The organism is Verrucomicrobium sp. (assembly GCA_028283855.1).
In the GTDB taxonomy this organism is placed as follows: Bacteria; Verrucomicrobiota; Verrucomicrobiia; order Methylacidiphilales; family GAS474; genus GAS474.
Window position 1 is genome coordinate 129,673 of the sequence record JAPWJX010000009.1, and the last position, 22,287, is coordinate 151,959.

Annotated in this window: 19 protein-coding genes, 1 tRNA gene and 1 pseudogene; 7 read left to right on the forward strand and 14 right to left on the reverse strand. The window is 68.2% G+C overall.

Annotated features, from left to right (window positions below):
• Positions 1-2: 2 nt before the first annotated feature.
• The 3 genes from PW734_11970 to PW734_11980 are packed head-to-tail and all read right to left on the reverse strand — an operon-like array spanning position 3 to position 2,393.
• Positions 3-1,241, reverse strand: coding sequence for a beta-ketoacyl-[acyl-carrier-protein] synthase family protein (locus PW734_11970; GenBank protein ID MDE1171902.1), 1,239 nt, complete (start codon positions 1,239-1,241; stop codon positions 3-5).
• Complete coding sequence (locus PW734_11975) at positions 1,238-1,687, reverse strand: SRPBCC family protein (GenBank protein ID MDE1171903.1); 450 nt, start codon at positions 1,685-1,687, stop codon at positions 1,238-1,240. The genes PW734_11970 and PW734_11975 overlap by 4 nt, the downstream gene beginning before the upstream one ends.
• Before the next feature lie 25 nt (positions 1,688-1,712).
• Complete coding sequence (locus PW734_11980; GenBank protein MDE1171904.1) at positions 1,713-2,393, reverse strand: methyltransferase domain-containing protein; 681 nt, start codon at positions 2,391-2,393, stop codon at positions 1,713-1,715.
• A gap of 83 nt (positions 2,394-2,476) precedes the next feature.
• Between PW734_11980 and PW734_11985 the strand changes: the two genes are divergently transcribed.
• A complete protein-coding gene (locus tag PW734_11985; protein MDE1171905.1) occupies positions 2,477-3,562 on the forward strand; it encodes an ATP-dependent 6-phosphofructokinase in 1,086 nt (361 codons plus the stop codon).
• On the opposite strand, the gene PW734_11990 is transcribed toward PW734_11985, so the two are convergent.
• Together PW734_11990 and PW734_11995 are read right to left on the reverse strand one after the other, a co-directional pair.
• Complete coding sequence (locus PW734_11990; GenBank protein ID MDE1171906.1) at positions 3,559-6,675, reverse strand: UvrD-helicase domain-containing protein; 3,117 nt, start codon at positions 6,673-6,675, stop codon at positions 3,559-3,561. The two genes, PW734_11985 and PW734_11990, sit on opposite strands and share 4 nt — an antisense overlap.
• Complete coding sequence (locus tag PW734_11995; protein MDE1171907.1) at positions 6,650-10,234, reverse strand: 2-oxoacid:acceptor oxidoreductase family protein; 3,585 nt, start codon at positions 10,232-10,234, stop codon at positions 6,650-6,652. The genes PW734_11990 and PW734_11995 overlap by 26 nt, the downstream gene beginning before the upstream one ends.
• Before the next feature lie 161 nt (positions 10,235-10,395).
• On the opposite strand from PW734_11995, the gene rph reads away from it, so the two are divergent.
• Genes rph through PW734_12010 form a run of 3 tightly spaced genes read left to right on the forward strand, consistent with a single transcriptional unit; the run spans position 10,396 to position 13,219 of the window.
• Positions 10,396-11,124 (forward strand): ribonuclease PH, encoded by a 729-nt coding sequence (gene rph, locus PW734_12000; protein ID MDE1171908.1) that lies wholly within the window; start codon positions 10,396-10,398, stop codon positions 11,122-11,124.
• Positions 11,121-12,698: an AMP-binding protein gene (locus PW734_12005; protein ID MDE1171909.1), complete on the forward strand. Its 1,578-nt coding sequence runs from the start codon at positions 11,121-11,123 to the stop codon at positions 12,696-12,698. Before rph ends, PW734_12005 begins: the two co-directional genes overlap by 4 nt.
• 17 nt (positions 12,699-12,715) lie before the next feature.
• A complete protein-coding gene (locus tag PW734_12010) occupies positions 12,716-13,219 on the forward strand; it encodes a hypothetical protein (protein MDE1171910.1) in 504 nt (167 codons plus the stop codon).
• Here PW734_12010 and recO read toward each other — a convergent pair.
• The 6 genes and pseudogenes from recO to PW734_12040 all read right to left on the reverse strand — a co-directional run bounded on the left by recO (position 13,216) and on the right by PW734_12040 (position 17,411).
• The gene (gene recO / locus PW734_12015) at positions 13,216-13,758 is read right to left on the reverse strand and encodes a DNA repair protein RecO (protein ID MDE1171911.1); all 543 of its coding nucleotides are present in this window, start codon (positions 13,756-13,758) and stop codon (positions 13,216-13,218) included. The two genes, PW734_12010 and recO, sit on opposite strands and share 4 nt — an antisense overlap.
• Complete coding sequence (locus PW734_12020) at positions 13,755-14,432, reverse strand: HAD family phosphatase (protein ID MDE1171912.1); 678 nt, start codon at positions 14,430-14,432, stop codon at positions 13,755-13,757. Before PW734_12020 ends, recO begins: the two co-directional genes overlap by 4 nt.
• A gap of 11 nt (positions 14,433-14,443) precedes the next feature.
• Positions 14,444-14,848 (reverse strand): rRNA maturation RNase YbeY, encoded by a 405-nt coding sequence (gene ybeY, locus PW734_12025; GenBank protein MDE1171913.1) that lies wholly within the window; start codon positions 14,846-14,848, stop codon positions 14,444-14,446.
• Positions 14,805-16,436: an HDIG domain-containing protein gene (locus PW734_12030; protein MDE1171914.1), complete on the reverse strand. Its 1,632-nt coding sequence runs from the start codon at positions 16,434-16,436 to the stop codon at positions 14,805-14,807. The genes ybeY and PW734_12030 overlap by 44 nt, the downstream gene beginning before the upstream one ends.
• Positions 16,433-16,789, reverse strand: a complete 357-nt coding sequence (locus PW734_12035; protein MDE1171915.1) for a PhoH family protein — start codon at positions 16,787-16,789, stop codon at positions 16,433-16,435. The genes PW734_12030 and PW734_12035 overlap by 4 nt, the downstream gene beginning before the upstream one ends.
• A gap of 79 nt (positions 16,790-16,868) precedes the next feature.
• Positions 16,869-17,411: pseudogene (locus PW734_12040) on the reverse strand (PhoH family protein).
• Positions 17,412-17,490: 79 nt separating this feature from the next.
• Between PW734_12040 and glgA the strand changes: the two are divergent.
• The 3 genes from glgA to PW734_12055 all read left to right on the forward strand — a co-directional run bounded on the left by glgA (position 17,491) and on the right by PW734_12055 (position 19,413).
• On the forward strand, positions 17,491-18,915 hold the full coding sequence (gene glgA, locus PW734_12045) for a glycogen synthase GlgA (GenBank protein ID MDE1171916.1): 1,425 nt from the start codon (positions 17,491-17,493) through the stop codon (positions 18,913-18,915).
• Complete coding sequence (locus PW734_12050; GenBank protein ID MDE1171917.1) at positions 18,912-19,289, forward strand: (2Fe-2S) ferredoxin domain-containing protein; 378 nt, start codon at positions 18,912-18,914, stop codon at positions 19,287-19,289. The genes glgA and PW734_12050 overlap by 4 nt, the downstream gene beginning before the upstream one ends.
• A gap of 52 nt (positions 19,290-19,341) precedes the next feature.
• Positions 19,342-19,413: transfer RNA gene (locus tag PW734_12055), tRNA-Glu, on the forward strand.
• 64 nt (positions 19,414-19,477) lie between these two features.
• On the opposite strand, the gene PW734_12060 is transcribed toward PW734_12055, so the two are convergent.
• Genes PW734_12060 through PW734_12070 form a run of 3 tightly spaced genes read right to left on the reverse strand, consistent with a single transcriptional unit; the run spans position 19,478 to position 22,236 of the window.
• Positions 19,478-20,155 (reverse strand): hypothetical protein, encoded by a 678-nt coding sequence (locus PW734_12060; protein MDE1171918.1) that lies wholly within the window; start codon positions 20,153-20,155, stop codon positions 19,478-19,480.
• A gap of 60 nt (positions 20,156-20,215) precedes the next feature.
• Complete coding sequence (locus PW734_12065; GenBank protein ID MDE1171919.1) at positions 20,216-21,223, reverse strand: AraC family transcriptional regulator; 1,008 nt, start codon at positions 21,221-21,223, stop codon at positions 20,216-20,218.
• Positions 21,220-22,236 (reverse strand): oxidoreductase, encoded by a 1,017-nt coding sequence (locus PW734_12070; GenBank protein MDE1171920.1) that lies wholly within the window; start codon positions 22,234-22,236, stop codon positions 21,220-21,222. Before PW734_12070 ends, PW734_12065 begins: the two co-directional genes overlap by 4 nt.
• Positions 22,237-22,287: the final 51 nt, after the last annotated feature.

Here is a 22,287-nt window from a genome sequence, read left to right on the forward strand (position 1 = left end):
GGCTACTCCGCGCGACCCAGCACGAGGCAGGAATTGATCCCGCCGAAGCCGAAGGAATTGCTCAGCGCATGGCGGAGCGGCTGGGCGCGTCCGGCCAGGGCCAGGTCCAGCGTGCCGGGATGGTCCGGCTCCTGGCAGTGCAGGGTGGCGGGGACGTATTGATGGTGGAGAGCCAGGGCCATGACGACGGCCTCGATCGTTCCGGTGGCGCCGAGAGGGTGGCCGTAGAAGCCCTTCGTCCCGCTCACCGCGGGGCGATGGGAGCCGAAGACCTCCGTCAGGGCGTGCGTCTCGTGCTCGTCGTTCATCGGCGTGCTGCTGGCGTGGGCGTTGACGTAGTCGACCTGCTCCGGCTTCAGCCCGGCCTCCCGCAGGGCCTCCCGCATCGCCAGGATGGCGGAAGCGCCGTCCGGCAGGGAGGAGGTCATGTGGTAGGCGTCGTTGTTCAGGGAGTAGCCGAGGACCTCCGCGTAGATCGTCGCGCCGCGCGCGCGGGCGGCCTCCCGCTCCTCCAGGACCATGGCGGCGGCCCCTTCCCCCATGACGAAGCCGCTGCGGCGGCGGTCGAAGGGGCGGCAGGCCACGGCGGGATCGGCGGTCTCCTTCGACATTGCCTTGATCGCGTCGAACGCGCCGAAGGTCAGCGGGGCCAGCGGGGCCTCCGCCGCGCCGGCCACCATCCGGTCGGCGTAGCCGTCCCGGATGGCGCGGAAGGCCTCCCCCACGGCGACGGTGCCGGAGGCGCAGCTGTTGGAATTGGTGGTGGCGTAGCCGCGCAGGCCGTAATGGATGGCGATGTTGGCGTGGGCCGATCCGCCGAAGACCTGAAGAGCCAGGGAGGGCGGGATCGCATCCGGGCCCTTTTCCAGGAAGCGGGCGTGCTGCTGCTCCGCGTTGGCGATGCCGCCCAGGGCGGTGCCGAAGCTGACGCCGAAGCGCGGATCGGGCGCGGCTCCTTCCGCCGGTTCCAGCCCGGCGTGGCGCAGCGCCTCCTGCGCCACGACCAGGGAGAACTGCGCGTAGCGGTCCAGCCGCTTCAGCCGGTGCGGGGGAAAGAAGGCGGACGGCTCATAGTCGTTCACCTCCGCCGCGCACTGGGCGTGGTAGGCGGTCCGGTCGAAACGGGTCAGGTAGCCGATCCCGCCGCGCTCCTCCCGGATGGCCTGCCAGAGCTTTTCGGCCCCGATGCCCAGGCTGGTCAATGCCCCCAGGCCGGTGACGACGACGCGCCTGCCGCTCACGAGCCGCCCTCCAGCCGGGCCTTGAGCCCTTCCAAGGTGAGCCCGGCGACGTGGTCGATGAGGAAGCGGCCCACCACCGCGTCCGCGATCCAGGGGCCGACGAGGGGCCAATCCAATTCAAAATCGTGGATGATCTCCACCCGCACGCCGTGCGGGGAGGGGGTGAACTCCCACCGGACTTCCATGCCGCGCGTCAGCGGCTTGAGGTGCTGGAAGCGCATTTGCAGCCGGGCCGCGTCGGCGCGGTAGACGGAGACCCAGGAAAGGGGGATGCCGGAGCGGACGCAGGCCATCTTCACGATCCCGCCGTCGCCGCCCGGAGCGCGGGTCAGAAACTCGTTGGAGCGGTAGTGCGGGAGGAATTCCGGCCACCGCTCCAGGTCGGAAGCCAGGGCGAATGCCTCCTCCCGGCTCACGGCGATCTCGATCTGCTTGTGCGCGTGCATCGAAGAAGCGAAGGCTAGCACAGATTCAGCCGCGCGACACCATGGCCTGCCGGAACCAGGGCAAGCGCGTCCACCGCAACGCCTTCCACCCCGCCCGCCGGGCCAGGGCGACGAATTCCGCCGGGGTGAACGAGCGGCGGACGGAGAGCCGCCCGTCGTGCCGCGTGGCGGCGTCCCGCATCCAAAGCTGGGTCAGGAGCCAGACGGCGGCGTAGGCCAGGCGCCCCCGCACGAGGTCCACGACGGCGGCGTTCCGCGCCACGCGGCGGGCTTCCCGCAGCACGGTCACCGCGTCCTGCTCCGAAAAATGGTGGAGGGCCAGGGAGCAGTAGGCGGCGTCGAGCGCCCCGTCGCGGAAGGGGAGGCGCTTCAGATCGGCCTGGATGAAGAAGACGGGCAGGCCGGGCGGCGTCGCCTCCCGGGCCAGATGCAGGGTGGCGGCGTGGCGGTCGACGGCAAGGACCAGACAATCGGGCCGCCGCGAGGCCAGGAGACGGGCATGGTCGCCAAATCCGGAAGCCAGGTCGGCCACGGCGGCGGGGCCTTTTCGGGGCAGGAGGGCGCGCAGCGTCCGGCGGACGGCCGCGTGGCCGCCGAACCAGCGGTTGATCTGCTCCAGGCGGCGGAGCTGCTCCCGCAGGGCGGCAGGATCGGCTTCATCCTTGTCCATCCACTCGGGGTGGTCGGCGGCAAAATCCCGGCGCATGGCCGGAAGCTACCGGGCCGGGCCCAGCGACGCAAAATTTCCTTTGCGGGGCCGCCCGTTAGCGTTTATCACCGCTGCACGCCATGACTCCATTTCGCATCGGGGTGCTTACCAGCGGGGGGGACTGCCCCGGACTCAACGCGGTCATCCGTGCCGCCGTTTGCGCGGCGACCAACCGGGGCTGGGAAGTCATCGGCTTTACCGACGGCTACGAGGGGCTCCTTTCCCCTGTCCGCTACCGGAAGCTGACGGAGGCGAACACCGCCGGCATCACCAGCCTGGGCGGCACCATCCTGGGCACGACCAATAAGGGCCGCTTCGTCGCCAAGGTCGGCATGGGAGAAAAGGCGCTCATCCCCGCGGCCATCATCGACGAGGCAAAGGAAACCCTGGAAGGCCTGGGCATCGGCGCTCTGGTCTGCATCGGCGGCGACGGGTCCCTGACCACGGCGCAGCAGCTTTTCGAGTCCGGCATCAACACCGTGGGTGTGCCCAAGACGATCGACAACGACATTTCGGCCACCGCCAGCAGCTTCGGCTTCGATTCCGCCGTCCACTGCGTCACCGACGCCCTCGACCGCCTGCACACCACCGCCCACAGCCATAAGCGGGTGATGGTGGTGGAGGTGATGGGCCGCCACGCCGGGTGGATCGCCCTGCACGGCGGCCTGGCGGGCGGCGCGGACGCCATCCTCATCCCGGAGATCCCCTTTTCCTACGAGAAGCTGGCCCGCTATATTAAATACCGCGTGGCCGACGGCTACCCCACCACCATGATCGTGGTGGCGGAAGGAGCCGCTTCTGCGGAGGGGGAGGCCGTGCTCCAGCAGGTTTCCCAGGGGAAAGGGGAGCTGCGGCTGGGCGGCATCGGCCAGGAAGTCGGCCAATACATCGAGCGGATGACCGGCCGGGAAACGCGCGTCATGGTCCTGGGCCACCTCCAGCGCGGCGGCGCGCCGACGACGGTCGACCGGATCCTGGGCACCCGCTTCGGCGTGGGCGCCATCGAGATGATCGAGCGGAAGGAATTCGGCCACATGGTCAGCTACCGCAACCAGATGATCGGCTCGGTGTCGATCGCCGACGCCGTCGGCCAGCTTCAGACGGTGCCGCCGGACGGCCAGATGGTCTCCGCCGCGCGGGCCATCGGCGTTTACTTCGGCAATTAGAGGTCGAGGACGGCGTCCAGCGCCGTGCTGTAGATCCGGCTCCGCAGCGTTTCCATCCCGGGAAAGAAACCGGCCAGGGCCTCCCCGTAGGCGTGCAGCTGCGCGCCGTAGCGTTCCGCCAGCCCGGCGGCGAAGGCCTCGCGGGAAAGCTCCCGCGGGTTCCACGTATCGGTCTTCCAGTCCAGCAGCACCCAGGTTCCTTCCGGTTCCCGGTAGAGGAAGTCGATCCGCCCGTCGGCCTCCCGCAGGCGGCTGTAGGGGATTTCCTGGAGGCGCGCCTCCGCGGGGAGGGCGGCCAGCAGGCCGTGCAGGGCGGAGCGGCGGAAGGCTTCCAGCTCCCGCGCGCCGCGCTCCTGCGCGGGGCCTTCCGGGAGCTGCCGGACGGCCAGGGCGGCGAAGGCGGCGGCGTCCTTCCCCCAGGGCCAAAGGCGGAGCGTCTCGTGCCACCAGGTGCCGTAGTCGGTCCCTTCCGTCGCCATTTCCTCGATCCATTCCCGGCGCGGCAGCAGGCTCTCGGCGGCGGGGGAAAGCGGCTCCTCTTCCGTTTCGTGGCGGCTAGGCGCCTTCTTCGTGGCCAGGAGGAGCGGGGCCAGCTCCACCTTTTCCGGCCAGGCGTCGGCCTGGGCGGGCAGGGCGGTCTTTCCGCCCGCTTCGGCGGCCAGCGGCGTTTCGGAAAGGAGGGCCGCGCTCAGCTCTAGGGGGTTGGCGAACGCTTCGGCCGATTCCTGGGGGCCCAGCATTCCGGTGTAGCCGTTCGGGCCGGGCAGGGAGACGCCGGTTTTCGTTTCCCGTTCCCAGACCGGCGCGTCGTCGACGAAGACGAGGGTGTGCCGGGCCCGGGTGCAGGCGACGTAGTAAAGCCGCCGCCGCTCCCGTTCCGCCTCCTCCTGATTCCGCTCGATGGCCGCGCGCAGCGTGCTGGAGGCGAAGGTGGGGGAAAGGGCCAGGGGGACTTCCTCTTCCCCTTCGCCGGAGGCCGGGTCGAGGGGAAGGAAGACCTTGGGATAATCGCCCTGGCCGCCGGGTTTGTCCTGGTGGCCCAGGAAGGGGATGACCACGGCGTCCCACTGCAGGCCTTTGGCCTTCTTCATCGTCATGAGTTCCACCGTCTCCCCGCCGGAGGCCGCCTGGACCGCGCCGGGTTCCTCCAGGCCGCGCCGGAGGGATTCGTGGAATTCCCGCAGGCTTCGGCCCTCCTGCTGGGCCGCGTGGGCCTGGAGGAGCAGCCGCTCGAGGCCTGTGCCGGGAGCGCCCAGGGCGGCCAGACGGTCGCGCAGGCGGCTCTCCTCGATCCACGCGGAGACGGCCAAGGCCAGCGGCAGGCGCTCCGTTTGGCCGCGCCGCCGGTGCCAGGCGTCGAGGAAGGCCTCGACCGGGCCGTCCGGGGAGGGGAAGGGCGCGGGCGCGACGCGCCGGGGCCGGGCCAGGCCGTCCCGGTAGCGGAAGCGGTAGATCGCCGCGTCGGAGACGCCGTAAAGTTCCCGCAGGAGGCCGGCGACCTCGAACTCGTCGCCCGGATCGGTCTGGAGGGTGAGGAGGGCGGTGAGCCAGAGGTAGGCCGGATCGTGGGCGCGGGGCAGGTCGAAGTGGAGGAGGCTGGGAATGCCTTCCTTCCGCAGCGCCTCGTGGATGACGGTGAGCCAAGCCCGCTTCGGGCACAGGATGGCGACTTCCCCCCAATTCCGCGCGCCCAGGCCGGCCGGGCCCAGGCGGCCCAGTTCACGGGCCAGCCAGGCGGCTTCCGCCGCTTCCTTCCGGCCGCTGCCGTCGATCATTTTGGGCCGTTGCCACCGGACGACGCGGCCCGGCGTGTCCCGGTTCTCCGGCTTGAGGGGGACGAAGCGGGCCTGGCCAGGCTCCCCCGTCAGCACGTGGGGGAAGCGGTCGTTGACGAAGGCGGCGACGCCCGGGCGGCAGCGGTACGTCTCGGAAAAGGTCAGGCAGGCCCCGTGGGCGGAACGGCCCACGGCGTCGTGGTAGCGGCGGTAGACGTCGATGGAGGCGCGCTCCCGGTAGATGGCCTGTTGGCCGTCCCCGACCATGACGAAGCGGCCGGGAAGGGGAGGCTCCGCGTCTGCGGCGGGCCAGCTGAAGAGGCCGCTTTCCGGGGGGCGGGCCAGTTCGGCCAGGAGCTGAAACTGAAGCGGGTCGGTGTCCTGCGCCTCGTCCAAAAGGATGTGGAAGCCCTCTCCCAGGAGCCGCGCGCGGACCTCCGGCTGGCGCAGGAGGCGGTGGGCCAGAACGATCTGGTCGCCGAAGAAGAGCCGCCCGGCGCGGAGCCGGAATTCCTGGTAGGCGGCGGCCTCCCGCACGGCGGCATGGAGGACGGCCTCCAGCATCGGATCGCCCCACTTCGCCAATTGTAACGGCCAGGCTTCCTGGAGGCCCTTGCCGCCTTCCTTTCCGTCATAGGCGGGCATGGGGACGAAGGCGCCGTCGGCGGCGTTCCAGGCGGCGGCCATTTCCCGCCAGCGGGAAATCCAGTGGGCGATGGTTTCCCTGGCCTTGGCGCTGACGCTGGTCACGTCGGCCAGGGCTTCCGGGTCGATCTTGAGGGCCAGGAGGGCGGCTTCCCGCTCCGCCGCGTTGGGGCCGGGCAGCCCGGCGACGGCGCTCCAGTCGACGGCCCGGCGGCTCAGTTCCCGGGCCAGCGCGGAAATCTCCCGCGCGGTGACGGCGCGGTGGACGTGGGCCAGCCACGCGGGCTCCGCTTCCGGCGCGCGCTGGCGGACGAAGTCGCGGAAGAGGAGGGCGTCGTCCTCCCCCTCCGTGACGGGGGAGGCGCCGTAGCCGAGCCAGAGGCCGTATTCCCGGATGAGGCGCAGGCAGAAGCTGTGGATCGTCCCGATGAAGATGCGGGAGAAATGCTGGGCCAGCGTTCCCGCGCGCCCGTCGGCAAAGGAGGGGAAGAGTTCCGCCTGGACGCGTTGGCGCATCTCGTCGGCGGCGCGGTGGGTGTAGGTGACGACGACGAGGCGGTCTAGCGTCTCCGGCTTCTCCCGGGCCAGGGCGGCGATGCGGCCCACCAGGGCGGTGGTCTTCCCGGTCCCCGCGGCGGCCTGGACGGAAAAGTTGGCGTCCAGCTCGCTAAGAAACCGCTGCCGATCGGACATTGTCTTGAGGGGCGGCGGCGCCGGATCCGCTCAGGAGCTCTTCCGCGCGGCGGCGCGCCTCGCGCATCTTGGGGTAGCGCACCTCCCGGTAGCCGGTGGCCTGTTCCGGCATGCGGAGGGCCTCCACCCAGCGCTGGTAGGAGGCGCGGTCGGTGAAGGAGAAGCGGGAGGCCAGGTCCAGGTACCAGTCGCGGAAGGCGCGCTCCTCCGCGTGCCAGCCGGGCAGGACGCGGCGCAGGAACCGCGCGCGCCGCATGAGGCGGAGCATCCAGGGGCGGCTCTTCAGTTTGAAGCGGAGCTTCTTCCCGCCCAGGATGAATTCAGGCCGGTTCAGGTGGCCGTAGACGGCGCGGTCGCCCAGGGAGGGGTCGATGTGGTAGCGCTCGCGGTCCCGCTGGTATTTTTCCTCGCTGGTGAGGAGGTGGGCCACATAGACCTCGTCCTTGATCGCCATGACGCGGTGCATGTTCCAGAGGGCGGCGGCGGTGGCGGCGTAGCCGAAGCGGATCTCGTCCTTCTCGTGCAGGGCGGAGAGGCGCTGGAGGTAGTCGGCGGCGTAGGCGGCGTCCTCGTAGCAGACCAGCTCGTAGAGGCGGTGGGCCAGACGGGACTGGTTATCCGGGTCGAGGCGCAGTTCCTGGAGGCCCTTGCGGGCCAGGGCCTGGTAGGCCTCCGCCTGGACCTCGCCGCGGGAGCGGCGCAGGAGGGAGGCCTTGGCGGCGACGACGGCGGCGGCCGGGCTGTCCTCATCGACCTTGGCCTCCCGGCTCCGTTCGGCGTCGACGACCAGCTTGCGGCCGATCTTGAGGGCCAGGTAGTTGGCCGCCGCGGCGTTGCCGACGGTCTCCCGGATGCCCCATTCCAGGCTTTCGAGGGAAAGCGGGATTTGCCCGCGCTGGAAGGCGACGCCCAGCATCATGATGTTGGCGTAGATCTTCGTGCCGAAGATTCGCTCGGAGATTTCGGAGATGTCCGTGCTGAAGTAGTCGTCCCCGCGCGTGTAGCGGCGCATGGAGCTTTCCAGGGAGTCGACGCAGAAGTCGTCCTTCCCCAGGAGGGTCAGGATGGTGGGCGTCTTTGCCGTGTTAATGATGACGGCGGTGTGGGAGACGGAGCCGACGCGCTGGTTGCCCGCGGGGTCGAGGCTGCGGGCGGCTTCCAGGGCGTCGATGCCCAGGATGAGGTCCGCCTTGCCGTAGGGGATGACGGAGGAGACGCGGGAGGCGTCCCCCGCCTTGATGAGGGTGACCTGGGAGTAGACGCCGCCGTTGCGGATGGCCAGGCCGTTCTTGTCGCAGAAGAGGACCTGGTGCCCTTCCCGGTGCGCGGCGCGGACCAGGGTGGCGGTGGCGCTGGCGATGCCCATGCCGCCGATGCCCGCCAGGTAGACGTGCCAGCGGTCGTTGAAGGCGGGGACGCTGGGCAGGGGCAGGTCGCCGTCCTTGATCTCCGGCAGGCGGGAGAGCGGCTTGCGCGTGCGGACGACGGTGATTTCCTCGAAGGAGGGGCAGGCGTGGATCTTCGTGCAGGCGGTGTCCGCCACGCACCAGGAGAGATCGGTCTCCACCTTGCGGCCGAACTCGGTCTCCGTGAAGGTGAGGCCGGGGCAGCCGGTCGCCTTCGTGCATTCCAGGCAGTTCTCGCAGACGTCGGTGTTGATGTTGATGAAGGTCTTCGTCTTCACGAAGCCCCGGGCCTTGGCCTCCTCCCGCTCCTGGCGGTTCTTCCGGCGGTGGAAGGTGATGCCGCATTCCTTGTCGGCGATGAGGACTTTCACGCCGTCCTTGAGGATCGTCTCCTCCAGCAGGGCGCGGTAGGGGTCGCGGAATTCCGGGTTGACCCGGATGACTTCGACGTGCGGGTCGTCGGCGATGGCGGCGACGATCTTGTCGATGCTCTGGACGAAGGTCTGGTTCCCCATGAGGTCGGCCTCGATGCCCGGCGTGGGCTGGTGGCCGGTCATGGCGGTGGTGCGGTTGTCCAGGATGATGTAGGTGATGTCCTGGCCGTTCTTGATCGAGTTGGAGATGGCGATCTGGCCGCTATGGAAGAACGTGGAGTCGCCCATGAAGACGACCTGCTTGTTCGAGATGAACGGGTCGATTCCCATGCCGGTGCCGCCGCCCAGCCCCATGCCGCTGTAATTGTGCATGAGGTCCTTGGTCGGCTCGAACATGAGCATCGTGTAGCAGCCGGTGTCCCCGTGGAAGAGGAGGTCGACCGGCTCCCGCCGGTGCTTGGCCTTCATGTAGGCGGCGTCGGAGAAGTCTTTCTTCACCTCCCGCAGGACGCTGGCGGAGTCCCGGTGGGGGCAGCCGGCGCAGAAAGTCGGGGTGCGCGGGGCCAGGTCCAGCTGGTAGCCGGCGGTCAGGTCGATGAGGGCCAGCTCGGCGCGGGCGACGTCCTCGTCCAGGGGGACGCCTTCCTTCCGCAGCTCCAGGAGCAGCGGGGCCAGGATCTGGATGACCAGGGAGGGATTGAGGCCGCGCGAGTCCGGGAACCCGGTCAGGCCGAAGGGGAACTGCTTGCCGAAGAGGGCCGGATTCGGTCCCGCGCGCCGCGCCAGGATGAGGGCGATCTGCTCTTCCAAAAAGCCGCGCCGTTCTTCGACGACGACGATGCGCTCCACCCGCCCGGCGAAGTCCTCCACCAGCGCGGGGTCCAGGGGGTAGGTGACGCCCAGCTTGAGGACGGGGATCTGCCCGGCCAGGCCCAGTTCCGTGAGCGCGTGGTCCAGGTAGGTGGCGGCCATGCCGGAGGTGACGAAGCCGACGGGGAAGCGCCCGCTCTTCCCCTCCGGGAGGGAGAGGCGGTTAACGCCGTGGCGCGCCGCGCTCTGCCAGAGCCGCTCGTAGCGGGAGGGGAGGTTCTGTTCCCGCCGCCAGGTGCGGGGAGGGAGGAGGACCATCTTCTCCAGGTCGATGGCGGCCGTTTCTAGCACTTCCTTCTGCTGCGTGTTGACCTTCGGGAAATGGTTGCGCCGGACGGTGACCGACCCGCCGCCGTCGGCCTGGTTCGTCGTCACGATGTAGGCGATGTAGAGCTCCGACTCGCGGGAGAGCTTGAAGGCCAGGTCGATCCAGTCCTTCAGCTCCTGGTAGTCGGCGGGTTCCAAGACCGGCATGTGGAGGTGCTTGGCCAGGTAGCGGGAGTCGGCGGGGACCTGCGTGGAGTCGCTCCAGGGGTCGTCTCCGCAGACGACGACGGCGCCGCCGTCCGGGTGGGCCCCGGCCAGGTTGCCCAGGGCCAGCGCGTCGGCGGCCACGTGGACGCCCACGCTCTTCATCGCCGTGATGGCGCGCAGGCCGCTCATCTGGGAGCCGTTGACCATGGCGGCGGAGAGCGCCTCGTTGTTGGCGATCATGGCGGAGATGCCGTACTGCTTCGGGATCTCCTGGATCGACTCGATGGTGTCGAAGAAGCCCGCCACGGGGGAGCCGGGGTAGCCGGTCCAGAGATGGGTGCCGCCCTCCGTTTCCAGGAGGCCTTTCACCAGCAGCTCATTGCCGGTGAACACCTCTGTGCCTTCTTCCTTCAAGAAACGGGGGTCGACTTTCATAGCGGAAATGGAAAAAAAGCCGCCGGGAAACCGGCGGGGAAAACGTTTCCAGGATCGTAGCCCGGGAGGGGAGTGGGTCAAGGTTCCCACCCTGTAAAATTGCGCCTCGCGAAGCAAAAAGCGTTGCATTTTGGGTTGATTTGCCCTTTCAACAACAGGCAATGCTCCCCCGCCACGACGGCCGCCAGCCCGGCCATATCCGCCCCTATACTTTCACTCCTGATTTTGCGCCGCACGCCGCCGGATCGGTGCTGGCCAGCTGCGGCCGCACGCAGGTCATCTGCGCCGCCTCCATTCAGGACGAGGTGCCCCGCTGGATGAAGGCGCAGGGCGTCTCCGGCGGCTGGATCACGGCGGAGTATTCCATGCTCCCCTACAGCACCCTGGAGCGGAAGCCGCGGGACATCTCCAAGGGCCGCCTGGACGGCCGCAGCGTGGAGATCCAGCGCCTCATCGGCCGCTCGATCCGCGCCGCCGTCGACCTGGAAAAGCTGGGGCCCCGCACCCTCACCATCGACTGCGACGTGCTGCGGGCGGACGGCGGCACCCGCACCACCGCCATCACGGGCGCCTTCGTCGCCGTGGCGCGGGCCTTCCGCGTCCTGGAGGCCCGGGGCGAGCTGCGTTCCTCCCCCATCCAGGCGCAGATCGGCGCGGTCAGCGTCGGCGTCGTAGGCGGGCAGGTCCTCGTCGACCTCGACTACGAGGAGGACAAGGCCGCCACCGTCGACATGAACGTCGTGATGACCTCCCAGAACCAGTTCGTCGAGGTGCAGGCCGCCGGGGAGGAGAGCACTTTTTCCCCCGAGCAGTTCACCTCCCTCCTGGAAGGGGCCCGCGTGGGCCTTAAGCAGATCTTCGATCTCCAGCTGGCCGCGATCGAGGCATGAACCCGGAAGCCTTCGCCAATCAGCCCTCCCTCCGCCGCCACCTGGGCGCGGCCGCCGTCCGGGGGCTCAAGAAGAATTGGTTCCGCACCGTCTTCATCGACGCCTTCGCGGGGGACAAGGCGCTCAAGGGCGGCATGCTCCTGGCCGCCGCCTGGGAACTTTCCGCGTGGCTGAAGAAGCACACCCCGGCCAAGCGCGTCGGCCTGGTCCTGCCGCCGGGCCTCGGCGCCGCCGTGGCCAACCTGGCCTGCGTTCTCGTCGACAAGACGCCGGTGAACCTCAACTTCACCGCCGGGCGCGGCCTCAACGAGGCGTCGATCCGCCAGGCGGAGATCGCCACCGTCCTCACCGCCGCCGCCATGCAGGCGAAGGTGAAGGACTTTCCCTGGCCGCAGGACTGCGTGGACCTCAAGGAACTGCTCCAATCCCTGCCGAAGTGGCGCATCCTCCTGCGCTGGGTCGTCGGCCTCCTTCTTCCCGCCTGCCTTCTAAGCCGCGCCATCGGCGTGCCGGAGCGGGGAGGGGACGCGGAGGCGGGCCTTCTCTTCACCAGCGGCTCCTCCGGCGAGCCGAAGGGCGTCGTCCTTACCCACCGGAACATCCTGGGGAACGCCGCCCAGTTCGAGGTTGTCCTGGAAGGCCTCCCCATCCGGTATTTGCTGGGCTGCCTGCCCATCTTCCACAGCTTCGGATTCACCGTCACCCTGTGGTGGCCGATTTTGGGCGGCCTGCCCGTCGTCACCTACGTCAGCCCGGGCGAGACGGCGACGTTGGCGGAAATCATCGCCCGTCACCGGGTGGGCCTGCTCCTGACCACGCCCACCTTCCTGCGCCATTTCCTGCGGAAGGCCTCGGCGGAGCAGCTCGCCCCCCTCGTCATGGCCATCACCGGCGCCGAAAAGCTGCCGAACGATCTGGCCGAAGCCTTCGAGGCGAAATTCTGCGTCCCGGCCTGCCAGGGCTTCGGCATGACGGAAGCCAGCCCCGCCGTGGCCACCAACCTGCCCAAGCCCGGCATGAGCCGCCTGGGCAGCGTGGGGAAGCTCTTCCCCGGCATGGCCGCCCGCATCCGGGACCCGCAAACCGGCGCCGACCTGCCGCAGGGCCAGACCGGCATGCTCTGGCTCAAGGGGGTCAACATCTTCCCCGGCTATCTGAACGACCCCGCCCGCACCGCCGACGTCCTAGAGGACGGCTGGTATAAGACCGGCGACCTGGGCCGCCTGGATGCCGACGGCTTCCTCTTCATCGAAGGCCGCCTGACCCGATTCTCCAAGCTGGGCGGGGAGATGGTGCCCCACGGCACCATCGAGGAGCATCTGGCCGCCGCCTACCCGGAGCGGGGGGAGGACTTCCATCCCGTCGTCATCGGCATCGACGACGCGGGGAAGGGGGAGGCCCTCATCGTTCTCTCCCCGTCGGACATCGACGTGCAGGACCTCCGCCAGCGCCTGGGCAGCCGGGGCCTGCCGAATCTTTGGATTCCGCGCAAGGTCCTGGTGGTGCCGGAAATTCCCCGCTTCGCCACCGGCAAGGTGGACCTGAAAAAGTGCCAGGAACTGGCCCGGCAATAGCCGAATTATAACCCGTGATGAGCGTCCGTTCCGGGCTAAAGGATATTCCCCTGCGTAAGGGGACCCCCGCCTGGCCCGCCCTGGTCCTAAGGAACCAGGACCGGCTGGCCGAGGCAGGCAGCGTCGTGAAGACGAATTCCAGCAACGAGTTCGGCTACTCCCTCCTGCGGCTCCGGGACATCTGGAACCGGAATCGTCCCTACACCCGCGCCGTCGTCTTCCCGGCCGATGCGATCGACATGGCGGGCCGCTGGCTGGTGGCCGCCGCCCGCGCCAGTGGAAAGATGGGGGAAACCGCCGCCGTGGCAGCCGAAAGCCTCAAGACCCTTTCCCCCCGCGCCGCGCGGCGCGCCCAGGACGCCTTTGAGGCATTCGGCCTCCAGCCGTGGGAAATCCGGGGCCGGAAAGAACCTTCGGTCCTGGACCGGCTCAAAGCCCCCTTCGCCTTCACCCGGGCGGACCGGATCGCGCGCGACGGCGTGTGGAAGCCCTCCATCTATCCCCGGCGGGAGCGGACCTAACCCAGCGCCTTAAGCAGCCGGTCCCGCGTGGCGGGCATCGAGTGGTGATGGCTGGCCACGGCGTGTTCCAGCGCCTTGGGACGGTCGGCGGAAAGGCCGCTCATTTCCAAAAGCCGCGTCTCGTAGCGATCGACCAATTTCCGGTGCGGCTCTTTTTCCTCCAGGTAGCGGAGGGCTTTTTCCAAAAGCTCGAACGGCTCCGCCATTTCCGTGTGCGGCTCGGAAAAGGCGGCCAGCAGATCGGCGAAATATTGGGCGCAGAGGAGCGTCCGCCAATCCCGCCGCAGCGCTAGAAAGGGATGGAGGAGCCGGGCCTCCCGCAGCGCGGCGATCTCGCTCTTCGCCGACGGCTTGTAACGGACCTCGCAAAGGTAGAAGAGATCCAGCACCAGCTTGGACTTCGGCCCCAGGGCGCCGCGCGCCATCGTCTTCATCACGCCCGCCCCGGCGGTGGCCCAGGTGACCAGCAGGCCGGTGTCCCCGTAAGGCATGCGGGCGATGACGATGCCCGGCGTCGAGGCTTCGGAAACGGCGTTCAAGAGGCGGCGGCCAGGTGCCGCGTCACCAGCGCGCGCACGTGGTGGAGGCTTTCGGAAACGGTGACGCAGAGCGCCTCGATCTCCGCCGTGGCGGTGAGCAGGTCGGGCACCATGATCGTCATCATGCCGGCCGCCGCGGCGGAACGGACGCCGTTGTGGGAATCCTCCAGCGCCAGGCATCCGGCGGGGTCGACTCCCAGCCGTGCCGCCGCCGTGAGGTAGGGTTCCGGGTGGGGCTTGCCCTGGGCGTAGTCCCCCTTGGCCACGATGGTGTGAAAGCGGTGGGTCAGGCCGTGGACGCCCAGATGGTGGTCAACCGCCTCCCGGCGGGAGGAGGTGGCGATGGCGCGGGGCAGCCGCGCCTCGTCCAGGAGGTCGAGCAGCTCCACGACGCCCGCCTTAAGCCGCAGCTGGGTGTCGGCCAAGGCGCGGACTTCCTGAATCACCTCCGCCCAGAAGGTTGCGAAATCGAAGTCCGGGCCGAAATGTTCCATGCAAACGGCGCGGCTTCCTTCCACCGGCAGCCCCACCATTTTGAGGTAGACTGAGATATCCATGGCCCGGCCCCGCCTGGCGGCGGCGGCCAGGATGGTGTCCCGGTAAAGGACCTCCGTGTCGAAGAGGAGGCCGTCCATGTCGAAGACGACGGCCTGAAGCTTGCGGGGCAGGGGCATGGGCTGGGAGGTTAGGCTTTGCGCCGCTTCGGGGCAGCCTTCTTTTTCACCCGTTTCCAGACCTCTTCCTGGGCCTCGGCCATCGCCTTGTATTGGGCGGGCGTGGCGTCGTCCCAGCCGCGCAGGTGCAGGAGGCCGTGGATGCCGTAGAGGAGGACTTCTTCCTCCATCGTCCGGCCGTAGGCCTTGCCCTGTTCCCGGGCGACGCGGGGGCAGATGAGGATCTCGCCGTGGTCGAAGGTGATGACGTCCGTGGGGGCGGGATCGTCCAGGAACTCGGCGTGGATGCGGCCGCTCTCCTCGGCGGAGAGGAGGTTCACCTCGATGCGGGAGGGCAGGGGACGCCCCGCGCGGCGCGGCGGCGGGATCAGCTCAAGGGAGGCTCGGAGCCGTAGCGCGAGGCTTTTCGTAGCCACCCGACATTCGCTTTGCAGATTGAAGACTTCCAGACGAGGGCGGGAGGGGGGATTCATTCTTGGGATAGCTGATGCGGCTGTGGAGCATCGTCTTGAGCGTGAAGATGAAGGCCTCGGAGGCTTGGCGCAGCTCCTTGAGGGAAAGGCCGGACTCATCCAGCTGGTGGCGGGCGATGCGGTCGGCCACGATGTCGTTCACCAGGTCCTCGATGCGCTGGGGCGTCGGCTTTTCCATGGAGCGGGAAGCGCCCTCGATGGCGTCGGCCAGCATGAGGAGGCCGGTTTCCCGGCTTTGCGGAACGGGACCCGGATAGCGGAAGTTTTCCTCCGGCACCTCCGGCACGTCGTCCTCCGGGAGGTTTAGGATCTCGCTGCCCGCCTTGGCGTCCTCCGCCAGCTGCTTGGCGCGCCGGTAGAAGTAGTAAACGTAGGAGGTGCCGTGGTGCTCGCGGATGGCGCCCAGGATCGGCTTCTTGAGGCGGTGCTTCACCGCCAGGTCGATGCCCTCCTTCACGTGGGAGATGATGATGAGGGAGCTCATCGTGGGGGAGAGGGCGTCGTGCGGGCTCTCGCCGGTGACGGCGTTTTCGGAGAAGTATTCGGGCTTGGTCAGCTTGCCGATGTCGTGGAAGTAGGCCATGACGCGGCAGAGGGTGGCGTTGGCGCCCACGGCGGCGGCGCCCGCCTCCGCCAGGTTGGCCACGGAAAGGCTGTGGTGGTAGGTCCCGGGGGCCTCCAACGTGAGCTGGCGCAGGAGGGGATGGTTCAGGTCGGCCATCTCGACCCACGACATGTTCGTGGTGATGTTGAAGAGGGTCTCGATGATCGGCAAAAGGGAGCTGACGACCATCGCCGTCAAAAGGCTGATGCCGACGGCCAGGGCGGCCTGTTCCCACAGGGCGTGCATCTCCCGCCCGCCCAGGGTGCCCAGGGCCAGCGCGCAGACGACGCTGACGATGCCGATGGCCACGCCCGCGCGGATCAGGTCCCCGCGGCGGCGGACGTTGCGGGAAAAGAAGACGGCGGTGAAGCCGACCAGGAGGCTGATGGTCAGCAGCTGGAAGTTCTGGTTCACCAACAGGGAGGTCAGCAGGCTGGCGACGAAGACGCTGTAAAGCCCGGCGCGCGTGCCCAGCAGGACGGTGATGAGCAGCGGCGCGAAGGCGAGGGGGACAAGCAGGACGCCCTTGGCCATCGGGACGTGCTGGTGGAAGCCCAGCCAGATGAAGAAAAGCTTGCTGGTGAAAAGATTGAAGGAGATTGCGCCCAGGAGAAGGAAGAGCTTGGAGTTGCTGTCCCAGACCTCCCTTTGGTCCATGGTCAGCAGGATGATGGAGCTGGCCAGGATGAGCAGGGTCAGGAGGATCAGCATCGGCGGCTGGACCATCCAGGTCACCGTCTGCTCCGAGTCGACGAAGAAGGAGCCGCAAGCCAGGGCGAAGAGGGCGTAGGTGGCGCAGATGACGGCGCGCATCCCCACGCTGTGCTCCAGGTGAAGGCGCCACTCGACGCTGCCGGGGTCGCGCCGCGTCTTGTCGCAGGCCATGCCCTTGCTGACCAGGCGCTTTCTTTGCAGCCAGGAGATCATAGATGCATGCTGGTCATCTGGTCCCCGCGGTGGGCGCGGTAGGCGCGGATGATCCGCTGGACCAGGTCGTGACGGACCACGTCGGCCTCGTCGAAGTCGCAAAAGGCGACGCCGGCGGTGTCCCGCAGGGCCTGCCGGGCCTCGACGAGGCCGGACTTGCGCGTGCGGGGGAGGTCGATCTGCGTCGGGTCGCCCGTTACCACGCACTTGGAGCCGGGCCCCAGGCGGGTGAGGAACATGAACATCTGTTCCGTCGTCGTGTTCTGCGCCTCGTCCAGGACGATGAAGCTCTGGCCTAAGGTGCGTCCGCGCATGTAGGCCAGGGGGGCGATCTCGATCGCGCCGCGCTCCACGTAACGGGCCAGCTCCTCCGTGCTCGAGCATGTCGTTCAGCGCGTCGTAGAGGGGGCGGAGGAAGGGGAGGACCTTGTCCTTCAGGTCGCCGGGCAGAAAGCCCAGGGCCTCGCCCGCTTCCACGGCGGGGCGGGTCAGGACGATGCGCTTCACCTCGTCCCGGCGGAGGGCGCCGATGGCGCAGGCCATGGCCAGGTAGGTCTTGCCCGTGCCCGCGGGGCCCGCGCCGAAGACGAGGTCGTGATGGCGGATCGCCTCCACGTAGGCCTTCTGGGCGGGGCGTTTGGGGACGATGAAGGGTTTCTTTGGGGAAACCTCCACGCGGGCGTCGTGCAGCTCGGAGAGGGAGACGGCCTCGGCGTCGTCCACGGTGTCCAGGGCGTATTGCAGCTCCTGCTTCTTGATGGGCAGGCCCTTTTGCTGGGCGGTGCGGAGGACGTCGATCACCTTGCAGGCGCGGACGACATCCTTCTTTTCCCCGTCAAACTTGATCCAGCCGTCGCGCGTCGTGGCTGTCACGCGGAGGCGGTCTTCGATCAGCTTAAGGTTGCCCAGCTCGTTGCCGAGCGTCGCCTGCAGGATGCGGGCGCTTTCAAAGTCGAGGGTTTCGGTGTGCTTCATGGATGCCGGCGAGGGGCTGCCGGCTGAAAAAGGAGCGGTCGTACTTGTAACCATAACATAGCATGCTTTAGTCCCTTGCGTGAACCTCCTTTTTGCCGCCAGCGAGTGCTCTCCCTACGCCAAGACCGGCGGCCTGGGCGACGTGCTGGCCGCTCTCCCCGCCACGCTGCGCCAGCGGGGCCACTCCGTTTCCTGCGTTTTCCCTCTCTATCGTGGTCTGCTAGAGAAACTTCCCAATGCGGAGCTGACCCCCTTGGAACTCTCCATTCCCTTGGGCGGCGCGACGGTCAGCGGCCGGATTTGGAAGGCGCGGGCGGAAAACGGCCTGCCGCTTTTTTTAGTTCAGCAGAATGAATTTTTTGACCGGGACAGCCTCTACGGCCTTCCGCTCGACTTTCCGGACAACGCCGGACGCTTCCTCTTTTTCAGCAAGGCCGTGGTGGAGCTGGCCCGGCACTTGAGCCCGCTGCCGCAGGTCATCCATTGCAACGATTGGCAGACCGGCATCATCCCCGCCCTGGTGAAGGCGCAGGGCCTGCCGTTCAAGACCGTCTACTCCATCCACAACCTGGCCTTCCAGGGCTCCTTTCCGGCGGCGGACTTCGGCCTCACCAACCTGCCGGGGGAATACTTCTCCGCGCCGGGCGTCGAATACTACGGCACGCTCAACTTGATGAAAGCGGGCATCGTCCTGGCCGATCAGGTCACCACCGTCAGCCCCCGCTACGCGGAAGAGATCCAGACCGAATCGGTCGGCTGCGGCCTGGACGGCGTCCTGCGCGCGCATAAAGGGAAACTCACCGGCATTCTCAACGGCGTCGACACCGCCCTGTGGGACCCGGAAAACGATCCCGCCCTCCGCGCGCCTTTCAGCGCGGAAAGCCTCAAGGGGAAGGCCGCCTGCAAGGACGCCCTCCTGGCCGAATTCGGCCTCGAGCCCGGGGAGGGCGCTCCCGTCTTCGGCGCGATCAGCCGCCTGACCGGGCAGAAAGGCTTCGACCTCATGGAGTCGATCGTCGAGGGGCTCCTTTCCCAAGGCGCGCGCTTCATCCTCCTGGGCAGCGGCGAGGCCCGTTACGAGAGCTTCTTCCGCACGCTGGCCGCCCGTTATCCGCAGCAGGTCGGCGCGCGCATCGGCTTCGACGAGGCCCTTTCCCACCGGATCATCGCCGGGACCGACTTTTTCCTCATGCCCTCCCTCTTCGAGCCGTGCGGCCTGACCCAGCTCTACAGCCTCCGTTACGGCACCATCCCCGTGGTCCACGAGACGGGCGGACTGGCCAATTCCGTCCAGGACTACCGCCCGGAGACGGGGGAGGGGACCGGCTTCACCTTTACCCCCTACAGCGCCCAGGCCTTTACCGGGGCCTGCCGCCGCGCCCTGGTCCTTTACGAGGACAAGGCCGCCCTTCAGAACGTCCGCCGCCAGGGGATGGCCCAGCGCTTCACCTGGGATGAAAGTGCGGCGGCCTACGAGGCGATCTACGCCCGCCTGCTGGCATGAGCGTGGAATCCGGCCTCAAGAAAGCGGGCGCGCTGGGCAAAGGGCCGGCCCGCGCCCACCTCTTCCTTTGCCTGGGACCGGAATGCTGCTCCCTGAAAGAAGGGAAGAAAGTCTGGGACTACCTCAAGGAAGCGACCGCCGAATTGGAAAAGAAGCAGGGCATCCTGGTCCTGCGGACAAAGGCCGACTGCCTGCGCGTCTGCTCTGGCGGCCCCTGGCTGGTCGTTTATCCCGAAGGGACCTGGTACGGAGACGTCACCGTGGAGCGGTGCGCCCGCATTCTGGAAGAGCACGTCGTCGGCGGGCGGCCGGTCGAGAAATGGGCCGCCGCCACCCAGCCTCTGACCGGCTGCGAGAAGAAAGACGGGGCGTAAAATTTTGCGGATTGCGCGGCGCGGCGGAATCTGCACACTAGCCCCTCGCCGAGACCCCATAGTGTAGCGGTTAGCACTTCACCCTTTCACGGTGGCGGCACGGGTTCGAATCCCGTTGGGGTCGCTTCTCTTTTTCTCCCCCTTCCCAAAGCGCGGGCGCGCGAAATTCGCCGAAGGAACGGAATCGCTTACTGGTCGACCGTCCGCTTTCCGGTGAAAAATTCCTCCATATCCCCGCCGACGCCCAGGAAGGTGTTCTTCACGTCGGTGCCGAAGCCCGACACGGACGCCTTCACATCGGCCCCGGCATATTTGGAATAGGCGCCGCTGCCGTCCGTGTAGACCACGCCGCGGGAGCGGCCGTCCTGCAGCAGCTGCACGCGCCAGGTGGGAGCCTGGCCCGCCTCCGGTCGGCGCAGGAGGACGCGCGTCTGGTTATAGGTGATCTGGTTGCGGGAGGCGTAGTCCTGCGCGGTCTTCAGCGCCGTTTCCACCGGCACGGAAGTGGCGGATGGATCGAAGGCCAGGTCGGAACTGGCGGAGCGGTGATAGTCGCCGGAGGAAACGGTTTCGGCCTTCCCGTTGGCGATCTGCACCTCGCGGATGTTGTTCTTGGCCGTCGGGTCGTAGAAGTAATAGGTCCAGCTGTCGATGGACGCGCCGCCGCCCTTGCCCTGGACCAGGAGCGCCTCCGTCCGGTATTTGGCGTCCACCGCCGCCTGCGCCTGCTGCGTGGCGGAAAGGGGCTGGGACCAGGCCGTCCGCATCGCCATGAGGACGACGATGGCGGCGCACAGGCCAAGGATGAGATTCAGGCAGGTCCGCAGCACGGACCCCGTGATGGTGGAGCGGTGGGTGGAATTCATAACGCGGGGTTGGTTGCCGCAATATAATTCCGAAGGAGCCCCGCGCAAGGGACCTGCGGCTCACTTTTTTCGCGCGTCCCGCCAGGCCCCGGGCGTGCGGCCTTCCCACCGCTGGAAGGCGCGGAAAAAGGAATTGGGATCCTCATAGCCCAAAAGCAGGGCTGTCTCCCCCAGTGCCAGGGAGGATTGCTCCAGGTAGCGGCGCGCCAGCTCGCGCCGGGTCTCGTCCACCAGGCGGCGGAACGTCGTGCCCTCCTCCGCGATGCGGCGCTGAAGCGTCCGGCTGCCCAGGCCGATTTCCCGCGCGATGTCGGCAATGTCCAGCGTCCCTTTTTCCAAGGAGCGGCTCACGACCCACTTCACCTTTTCGGAAAGGGTGCGGGATTTGCGGCGCCGCGCCACTTCTTCCTCCAGGCTGGGGGAAAGCAGCGCCAGCAGCTCCGCGTTGTACGTGGCGAAGGGGAGATCCAGGTCGCCGCGGCGGAAGACCAAAAGATCCCGCCGGGCGGACCAGCGGACGGGGCAGCCGAAGTGGGCCTCATGGTGGCCGCCGGAGGCCTTGGGCCGCGCCAGCTCCACGCGCAGGGGAGCCAGCCGACGGGCCGTGCCGCGCCGCCCCAATTCCAGGATGGCGGCAAAGACGATGTCGACGAGCAGCGGAGGATGCGCGCCGGAGAAGCCCGGGTAGTCGAAGGAGAAGCGGCCTTCCCCCTCCTTTTCCTCCAGGCGCATTTCCTCGCCGCAGGACAGGAGCTTATACCGGGCGAAGCGCTGCAGCGCGTCCCGGAAGTCGCGCGCGTGCTGGGAGACGATGCTGGCCGGATGGAATTTTTCCGGCGGATACTGCTGGTGCAGCCGCAAGGCGAAGGCCGGGTCCGGGCAAAGCTTTTCCAGCGCGGCGCAGATCCGCCGGAACTCCTCCACCGTGGACAGAGCGGGATCCTCGGCAAAAAAAGCCGGGGGAAGCCCCGCCTGCCGCAGCAGCTCGGCCAGGTCGACGCCGGCTTCCTTGAGCGCGGCGGCAAAGCTGGCCGCGATCCGGAGGGGTTCCGGCGCGTTTCTTCTCATATGGGGAAGGGAACGCCGGTCAGCTCCTCACTGACAGTCCAGAGGCGTTCCGCCGACTGGGGATCGGCCGCCCAAGGGTGGAGGCCGGTGAGGCTAAGGTCGCCGCTTTTCTGCTCCTGGGCGAGGGGGGACACGTCGCAATCCTCGCAGTAAAGCCCGCCCATGCCCTCCAGCTGCGGGCTGACGGCGCACCAGACCGTGGTGGCGGCCCCCTGGGGGACATCCTTGAAGGTGAAGGGGCAGTCTGAGGCGGGGGCAAGGGTGCCGTCGGCTTTCTTTTCGATATGCCAGCGCTTCAGGTCGTCCGGGCCAAGATGCCGCGCCAGGTCGGTTGTCAGGATGGCTCCGGGGTGGAGGGAGAAGGCGCGCACGCCGTGCGGGGCTCCGCGCCGATCGAGTGCCTGGGCGAAGAGGATGTTGGCCGTCTTCGATTGGCCGTAGGCATGCATCTTCTCATAGTCCCGCCGGGCGTAGTGGATGTCGTCGAAGTCGATGCCCGAATAGCGGTGGCCCCGGGATGAGACCTGCACCACCCGCGCCCCCTGCGCCCGGGCCAGGGCGGGCCAGAGCCGGGCGGTGAGCTGGAAGTGCCCCAGGTGGTTCGTGGCGAATTGGACCTCGTAGCCCCGCGCGTCCCGGGTCAACGGCAGGGCCATCACCCCGGCGTTGTTGACCAGGAGGTGCAGCGGCTTGCCGGAAGCGAGGTAGGAAGAGGCAAAGGCGTCGATGGAGGCGGAGTCGAGCAGATCCAGGGGGGCGATTTCCACACCGGGGATGCCCCGCAGGTTTGCCTGGGCCTTTTTCACATCCCGTGCGGGGACGAGGACGGACGCCCCCGCTTCCGCCAGAACGCGGGTCGTCTCCCGGCCGATCCCGGCGTAGCCGCCGGTGACGATCGCGTTCTTGCCGGAAAGATCGGCGCCGCGGATCACCTCGGCGGCGTTCGTCTCCGCGCCGAAGCCGGAATGAAGCGGAGCCTGGGAGGGGGCGGAAAGGGAAGGGGTGGTAGTCATGCCTTCATCCTATCGATTTCGGTCCCGCCTGTGACTAGCGCGGGATGCCAA